This window comes from Planctomycetia bacterium (assembly GCA_016795155.1).
Classification (GTDB): Bacteria; Planctomycetota; Planctomycetia; order Gemmatales; family HRBIN36; genus JAEUIE01.
The window spans coordinates 1-3,257 of sequence record JAEUIE010000001.1; the positions used below are offsets into that span (position 1 = coordinate 1).

Sequence of the window (3,257 nt, forward strand, 5' to 3'; positions counted from 1 at the left end):
AGTCAACACATAAAGCTGTTGACCATAGGGTATCGAATTCGGCCCGTGCTCCTGCTTGATCGCAGCAAGATATTTTCTCTGCCAGGTCTCGGCTTGCTCATACTTCTTGAGTTTCAAGTAACAATCGATCATATCTCGCATGATTGTCATCGAACGAAAATGCTTGAACTGTCTCTTTTCCAGGCCAACTGCCATTTCTTCATACAGTGGAAAGGCGAGCTGAGGATTGCCAGCCTTCCGGTAAGTCTCAGCCAAGTTGAAAATACTAGTCAGCGTTTCTGGATGGTCGGGACCTCGATGTAGTTTATTCCACTGGCAGACTTTGATGAACAGATCCCGGGCCTCATCCAGTTTCTTAGCAGCAAAATAACCCGTGGCCAGGTTATTCATATAGATGAGCGTATCTGGGTGGTTTTCGCCATACTTTTCAGTAGCCAACTTCAGTGTTTTCTCGAAAAGAGGTAATGCCCGGTCAAGCTGGCCTGATAAACGGTACCCGTTCGCCAGATTGCCAAGGGTTGCAATACTGGTTGGATGTTTTTCACCGAGGACTGCTGTGGATGTCTGGAGAGTTTCCTCCAGAAGCGGCACTCCCTGCTTGTAATCTCCCATGGCATGGTAGGCCAACGCAAGATTATTCATGGCCATCAGGGTATGGGGATGCCTGGTTCCCAACTTTACTTTCATCTGCTTTACCGTTTGTTCAAACAACGGAACAGCCCGATCGGCTCTTCCAAGATTAAAATAAACTCGTGCGAGGCTCTCCATGCTGGTCAGTGTGTAGTCATCATTGTCTCCAAATCTCTCTCGGCGGAGATTGAACGATTTTTCGAAGAGTGGCAATGCCTGTTCGAACTTACCATCATCGCAATAAGCCCCAGCGAGATTATTCATTACCACCAGCGACCTGTGATCACCTTCTCCAAGTTTGCTTATCAATTGTTCATACACCTGCTTGAGCATCGGAATGGCATTCTTGACATTGCCCAGACGCAGATTACATATTGCCATTTCATTCATGCACATCAATGTATCCGGATGATCCAACCCCTTGTGCTTTTCGTAGATTTCAAGAGTTTTCGAGTAGACTTCCAAGGCATGAGAAGCCTCTCCCAAACTAAGAAGTGACGAGCCCAGTTTCTTTTGCAGGCTGGCCACCACCATCGGGTCGCCCAACTGTGCGTTATTTAATTGACTGACAGCATGTTTCAGATTCTTTGCCAAGGCCTGTCGGAACTCGCCTAAATCGGAATACTTCTTCTCGGTATCCAGCCCGCTGAAGACTGCTCCCAGAATCTCTATTCCCTGCTTGGCATATCCCAGATTCTTTTCGGCTTCCTGCCGCTTCGCGTCGGCATCCAACTTCGCCAGCCGCTCCCCCTCGGCCCGCTCGCTTTCTGCAATACGAGCACGGTTAGCCTCCATCATGCCCCACGACGTACCGGCTATCCCTGCAAGAAGGGTGAAGAATACTAGCCCCGCTGCTATCACGCTACCCTTGTTCCGCCGGACAAACTTCTTCAAACGGTACGCCGTACTGGGTGGAACTGCCAGTACCGGCTCACCTGAGAGATATCGCAACACATCAGCAGCAAAGCCGTTGGCCGTTTCGTAACGGCGTGTGCGGTCCTTTTCCAGTGCCTTCATCACAATCCAGTCGAGTTCCTGTCGTAAAAGTCCAGTCAGATTTCTCGGCTCGGTGCTGCGATTGGCGCTCAGGCTTGCCAGAGTGTCAGCCGTGGACAGCTTGGTGCTGGGACGAGGTGGCTCTTCTTCCCGCACTACACGCAGCATTTCCAGAAGCCCTTTTTGCTCTAGCTCCTTCTTTGAAAACGGCGGCGACCCGGTAAGTAACTCGTAGAGCAAAACTCCCAGTGCATAGACATCGGAGCGGGTGTCGATATCAGCGTTGTTGAACGTTGCCTGTTCAGGCGACATATACTGTGGTGTGCCTACCACGCCGCCGAAGCCGGTATCAATGGTCTTTTCCGTCAACGTCCCGCCGGTTGCCTTGGCGACGCCAAAATCAATTACCTTGACAACGGGTTTGTCATCATACAGGGCAATCAGCACATTCGATGGTTTGATATCGCGGTGAATGATGCCCTTCTGGTGAGCGTGCTGGATAGCCTGGCAAACGGGCACAAAAAGTTCCAGCCGTTCGCGAGGCGTTAGTTTTCGGCTATCGCAATAGTCAGTAATTGGGATTCCTTTGACCAGCTCCATCACAAAAAAGGGTCGATGGTCATGCAGGCCGCCATCAAGAACCTTGGCAATATTCGGGTGATCCATCAGGGCCAACGCCTGTCGTTCCGCTTCGAAGCGTGCCAGAACCTGTCTGGAGTCCATACCGGCCTTAATGAGTTTGACTGCTACAAACCTCTTGACTGGTTCCGACTGTTTGGCACGCCAGACACTTCCCATTCCCCCTTCACCAATCAATTCAACCAGAGTGTATTTGCCAGCAATGACAGCCCCAGCAGATTCTCCTGCGACAGAGTGAAACGAACTGGTTCGAGCGGGTGGTAAATCGGCTGTTGCCTGGGGAGAAGCCTGGTTGAGAAATCCGCCAGAGTTTTCATGGGCCTGCAGAAGTGCTTCCACCCGTGCCCGCAGTTCGGGTTTGCCTTCACATGCACGATCCAAAAGGACAGCGCGTTCTGCTTCAGGGGTACCTAATGCCAGTTCGAACAGGGTTTCTTCGGTCATGGTGGATGCCTCCCACCCTATTAGCGAGAACCGGGGCGGTCGAGCATCAGATTACCCTAGTTTTTCTCAGGAGTCTTGGAGATTCTATCCCTCTCCGCCTGCCATTTCTTCACTTCATCAGGCTTGTTGGTTTCGGTGTAGAGCTGGATGAGGCGGTCAAGGGCTTCGGGGAGGCGGGTGCTGCTTCGTGGCGGGATGGTTTTCTCCCGCTGCTTCAAGCCTTCGTAGCCTTTGATCAACAGCGGTTCAGCCTCGGCATATCTCTTCTGGCCCATCATGGCGGCGCCGAGGAGGGAGTGAATGTTGAAGTATGACCAGGAATCGGTATCCGTTTTCTCAGTCAGGTTCTTTAACTCCAAGATAACCGTTTCTGCTTCATGCCATCTATTCTGTGCGAGCAATACCAGAGTCAACACATAAAGCTGTTGACCATAGGGTATCGAATTCGGCCCGTGCTCCTGCTTGATCGCAGCAAGATATTTTCTCTGCCAGGTCTCGGCTTGCTCATACTTCTTGAGTTTCAAGTAACAATCGATCATATCTCGCAT

General features: G+C 51.2%; 2 protein-coding genes. Both read right to left on the reverse strand.

Annotated elements, in window-relative coordinates; genetic code table 11:
• The coding region (locus tag JNJ77_00005) for a serine/threonine protein kinase (protein ID MBL8820942.1) at positions 1-2,709 on the reverse strand (2,709 nt) is incomplete at its 3' end.
• A gap of 56 nt (positions 2,710-2,765) precedes the next feature.
• The gene (locus JNJ77_00010; protein ID MBL8820943.1) at positions 2,766-3,233 is read right to left on the reverse strand and encodes a hypothetical protein; all 468 of its coding nucleotides are present in this window, start codon (positions 3,231-3,233) and stop codon (positions 2,766-2,768) included.
• Positions 3,234-3,257 lie beyond the last annotated feature (24 nt).